5 protein-coding genes are annotated in these 4,576 nt (G+C 55.2%); all 5 read left to right on the top strand.

Annotation, left to right across the window (positions count from 1 at the left end):
- The first annotated feature begins 246 nt into the window (after window positions 1–246).
- Entirely contained in the window at window positions 247–816 is a 570-nt protein-coding gene (locus tag B4H10_RS07120) for a TlpA family protein disulfide reductase (RefSeq protein ID WP_059077303.1), read from the top strand.
- A gap of 12 nt (window positions 817–828) precedes the next feature.
- Window positions 829–1,377 carry a phosphodiesterase gene (yfcE, locus tag B4H10_RS07115; RefSeq protein WP_292018534.1) on the top strand — a complete coding sequence of 183 codons (549 nt, stop codon included), beginning with the start codon at window positions 829–831 and terminating at the stop codon, window positions 1,375–1,377.
- Between the two features lie 158 nt (window positions 1,378–1,535).
- Entirely contained in the window at window positions 1,536–2,723 is a 1,188-nt protein-coding gene (locus B4H10_RS07110; protein WP_075582180.1) for a pyridoxal phosphate-dependent aminotransferase, read from the top strand.
- 9 nt (window positions 2,724–2,732) lie between these two features.
- The gene (locus tag B4H10_RS07105) at window positions 2,733–3,614 is read left to right on the top strand and encodes an NAD(P)/FAD-dependent oxidoreductase (protein ID WP_292018533.1); all 882 of its coding nucleotides are present in this window, start codon (window positions 2,733–2,735) and stop codon (window positions 3,612–3,614) included.
- A 98-nt stretch (window positions 3,615–3,712) separates the two neighbouring features.
- A partial coding sequence (locus B4H10_RS07100; RefSeq protein WP_292018532.1) for an MFS transporter occupies window positions 3,713–4,576 on the top strand: 864 nt, incomplete at its 3' end.

Raw genomic sequence — 4,576 nt, 5'->3', positions numbered from 1 at the left:
GTAGTAAAGTTTTACTAAAACAAGCATCTGTGAGAAATTGCAGGTGCTTGTTTGCGTCCGTACCACTGAACGCCAGCTACCAGCCGCTATCTGAGGCTCTTCCCACCTACGACGAACGACCCACGAACTACGACCAACGGTCCTTCCCGACCTACGGCCCTTTCCGCTTGCCAATTCCACTTCTTTCTCTGGCCTTACTATGGTACAATTATTTACATAATATGTTATGGGCATGGAGGAAATGATATGAAAGACATGTGGAGGAAACTGCCACTCAGGAAGAAAGTTGTTGTGCTGCTGACGTTGCTTTGCATTGGCCTGACCATCGGGTATCTGCCGGAGCCGTACCCCCATGTCCTGACGAAGGAGGAAATCAAGGAGGCCGAAGCGGTATCCCGCTCGCAGACGGAGGTGCTGGCCCACAATGTGTCCCTGACCGACCAGGCCGGTCATTCCGTGTCGATCCAGTCTCTTTATAATAAGAAGCCCGTATTCCTGTATTTCTGGATGAGCTGGAGCGACATGGCTGCAAAAGAGCTGCCGGTTCTGGATGAGATGTACCGGGAGCAGGGCCGGGAGGTGTATTTTGTCGTCGTCTGCCTGGATCGGGGAGAGGCGGCGCGGCAGCAGATTGAGTCTGCCTGGCCGTACGATATGCCCTTGTATTTTGCCAGTATGGAAACGGCCGGTATATATAATGTATATGAAGTGCCCCAGTGGTTCATGATTGGCCGCGGCGGGACGATTCTGGACAAGCATGCAGGCAGTCTGGACCGGAAGCAGCTGGCGTATTCGCTGGCCCGGAGTCTGAAATGAGGAGGATGTACTGTGACGAATATAGTGATAGCTTCAGATATTCATGGTTCGGCTTACTATTGCCGGCTGCTGATGGAAGCGGTGGAACAGGAACGGGCCGGACGGCTGCTGCTCCTGGGCGATATTTTGTATCATGGGCCGCGCAACGACCTTCCCCGGGAGTACGATCCCAGGGCGGTCATAGCCATGTTGTCCGGTCTTACGGTCCCCGTTTCTTCTGTACGGGGAAATTGTGATGCCGATGTCGATCAGATGGTACTGCCCTTTCCAATCCTGTCTGATTCGTGCCTGCTCCTCGTAGAGGATCGGACGATTTTTGCTACTCATGGCCATGTGTTCCACAAGGACCACCTGCCGCCCCTTTCCCCGGGCGATGTCCTCCTTCATGGCCACACGCACGTGCCGGCCTGGGAGGAGCTGGACGGAGGCGTATTGTACCTGAATCCCGGTTCGGCCGCTCTTCCCAAGGAAGACAGCCCTCATTCGTACCTGGTCCTTTCCGGCCGGGACGTGATCTGGAAAGAGATGGATGGTACGGTGTTCCACCGGCTGACGTTGTGAAGCGGGGAAAAATGGCACATTGCTCTGCCGTAAAGGATAGAAATGCGGTGTAAAACATGGTACAATATCATTTGTGCTTTGTAATTTGTCTGATTACATGATTTGCGATATTCAGTGAGAGGGGCTGCCGCCATGGCAGAACCGGAGGGGGATATACGATGGCAGATAAAAAAATGTATGAGTTGGGGGCCGTGCGCTCCAAGTTTAGTGAATTATTCGAATATGGACAGGCCCAGGCGGCGAAAATCGGCTGGGAACATATTTATGATTTCAGTCTGGGAAATCCGTCGATTCCCGCACCGGATTGCGTCAAGGAAGCCATCATCGACATGCTCGATCATAAGACGAGCCGGGAAATCCACAGTTATACCAATGCCCGGGGCCTGCTGGAAGTACGCCAGTATCTGGCCGATTATATGAATGAAACTTATGATGCCGGCGTCGGACCGGACAATTTCCATCTCACCGTCGGGTCTTCGGCTTCCCTGGCGGTCATCATCCGGGCCCTGCAGGAAGATACGAGCGATGAGTTCATCGTCATTGCGCCGTTCTATCCGGAATACCGCATCTTCATCGAACCCATCGGATCCAAATGCGTCGTCGTTCCGCCCGATACGGAGCATTTCCAGTTGTCCATCGAAGGGGTGGCAAAGGCTATTACGCCCCATACGCGGGCGATTATCGTTAATTCGCCCAACAATCCGTCGGGGACAGTCTATTCGGAAGATACGATCCGCAGGCTGGCGGCCCTTTTGAAGGAGAAGTCGGCAGAAATCGGTCATCCTATTTTCCTTATTTCCGATGAACCGTACCGGGAAATCGTCTACGACAATCTCCCCATTCTCTATCTGCCGCATTATTATGACAATACGATCGTGACCTATTCGTATAGCAAGTCCCTGAGCCTGCCCGGTGAACGGATCGGCTATATCCTCGTGCCGCCGACGGTGGACGATCATGCATATCTCATGACGGCCATCCTGGGGACGGCCCGCATGTATGGCTATGTCTGCGCGCCCAGTACGTACCAGCGGGTCATTGCTGCCGTACGCGGGGCGACGGCGGACATCAGCGAGTACGACAAGAACCGTCATCTTATCTATGATAATCTGACGAAGATGGGCTACGACTGTGTTTATCCGTCGGGAGCGTTTTATTTGTTCGTAAAAGCGCCTGATGGAAATTCGCTGCAGTTCATGGAAAATGCCAAGAAATTTAATATCCTCCTGGTGGCAGCTGATGAGTTTGCCTGCCCGGGATATGCCCGCATTTCCTACTGCGTCGATGCCGATATGATCCGCCGCAGCCTGCCGGCATTCAAAAAGTTGCTGGCATTGTACAAATAGGAGGTACTTATGACTGATGTCATCATTATTGGCTCCGGCCCGGCCGGCGTTTCGGCTTCGCTCTATGCCCGGCGGGCAGGGCTGTCCGTAGAGGTGCTGTCCAAAGGCACGGGTGCCCTGGAAAAGGCGGAGCTCATTGAAAATTATTACGGATTTCCCGAACCGGTCAGCGGAGCTGAGCTGGCCAGCCGGGGGATAGCCGGGGCACGGCGCCTCGGCGTCCTTTTCAAGGAAGCGGAAGTCGTCTGGATCGGCATGGATGATACGCTGACTCATTTTGTCGTGGAAACGACGACGGAGAAAATCGAAACGCGCAGCATTATCCTGGCGACTGGCGCGGCCCGTCAGAGTCTTCCCATCCCGGGGCTCCGTGAGCTGGAAGGAAAGGGTGTCAGCTACTGTGCTATCTGCGATGCCTTTTTCTACCGGAAAAAGCCCGTCGTCGTCCTCGGCGGCGGAGAATACGCCCTGCACGAAGCGCAGGTGCTGCTGCCTGTTGCCTCTTCAGTCACACTTTGCACTAATGGCAGCGATGCGCCTGCCGGTGTACCGGAAGGGCTGGCTGTATGCACCCAGCCCGTAGAGGCCGTAGAAGGCACGGACCGCGTATCGGCAGTCTGTCTGGCGGATGGCAGCCAGATTGAAGCGGCCGGTGTATTTGTCGCCAGTGGTGTGGCAGGAAGTGCGGACCTGGCCCGTAAAATCGGGGCGCCCCTTTCGGGCTCACATATCCTCGTCGATGAACACATGGCGACGGCCGTTCCAGGCCTGTTCGCCGCCGGCGATGCCACAGGTGGTCTGCTGCAGATTGCCAAGGCCGTGTACGAAGGAGCCCAGGCCGGTATCAGCGCAGCTGCCTATGTGCGCAAACAAAAAGGCATTTCGCAATAATAGGGCCTAAAAAGGAGCTGTCCTCACTGCGGCAGCTCCTTTCCCTTTATAGATTATTTAAAACGTAGTGAAATATTTTATGCTGTCAGGTGAATATAGTGAATCAGCAGAATCGCATTTGGAACGGGAATTTTATTCTTATTACAGTAGGGAACGGCTTGTTGTTTGTCAATTTTCATATGCTCGTCCCGACCATTGCCATGTACGCCGCTTCCATCGGGTCCAGCGGCGGTGAAATCGGCATCATTGCCGGTATCTTCGCCCTGTCGGCCATCGTTGTGCGGCTGTTTACGGACGCCCTCGTAGGCAGACTGGGGAAGAAACGCTGTCTCTTCCTGGGACTTTTGACGTCCCTCGTCGCCACGGCGGGATACGGGCTGTTCCCGACATTCGGCGGACTTCTGATGGCCCGTATCCTCCATGGATTTGGCTTTGGGCTGTCTACGACGTTCGCGGCGGCCCTGGCCGTCGAGGTCATACCGCCGGAGCACCGCGGGGAAGGCGTCGGGTATTTCGGTCTGGGCAACACGATTTCCATGGGCTCGGCACCGGCTGTCGGGGTGGCGGTCTTCTCGGCATTTCCGCCGCAGATATTGTTTGCCCTGGCTTCGGCGGCCTGTATCGTGTCCATGACCCTGTTCCTGCTGGCACGGGTTCCGGAACGGCCGGCAGGGCAGGTGAAGAAGGAACGGATTTCCCTTCTGCATCATTTCTTTGAAGAAGGGACGGCCGTGCCGGGCGTCATTTCCTTCCTCTTTGGCTTCGTCTATGCGTCGGTCAATACGTACCTGCCGCTCATGGCGGAAGAAGCGCACATCGCCTATGCCGGCCTGTTCTTTGTGTCCGGCACGTTGTTCGTGTTTCTCTCCCGGGTAGTTGGCGGCAAAGTCTATGACCGTCACGGCCCGTTTTCCGTCATGTTTCCCGGCGTACTCCTGTACAGTGTGGCCATTTTCATGATC

Origin of the sequence: Megasphaera sp. UBA4382 (genome assembly GCF_002391155.1) — a bacterium.
GTDB lineage: Bacteria > Bacillota > Negativicutes > Veillonellales > Megasphaeraceae > Megasphaera > Megasphaera hexanoica.
The sequence above is the reverse complement of the archived record's forward strand: the minus strand, read 5'-3'. Positions and strand labels throughout refer to the sequence as shown.

What these genes read in the sequence shown, in the direction of transcription:
- B4H10_RS07120 (WP_059077303.1), top strand. Translation starts at nt 247, where the DNA reads ATGAAAGACATGTGGAGGAAACTGCCACTCAGGAAGAAAGTTGTTGTG.
- B4H10_RS07110 (WP_075582180.1), top strand. Translation starts at nt 1,536, where the DNA reads ATGGCAGATAAAAAAATGTATGAGTTGGGGGCCGTGCGCTCCAAGTTT.
- B4H10_RS07105 (WP_292018533.1), top strand. Translation starts at nt 2,733, where the DNA reads ATGACTGATGTCATCATTATTGGCTCCGGCCCGGCCGGCGTTTCGGCT.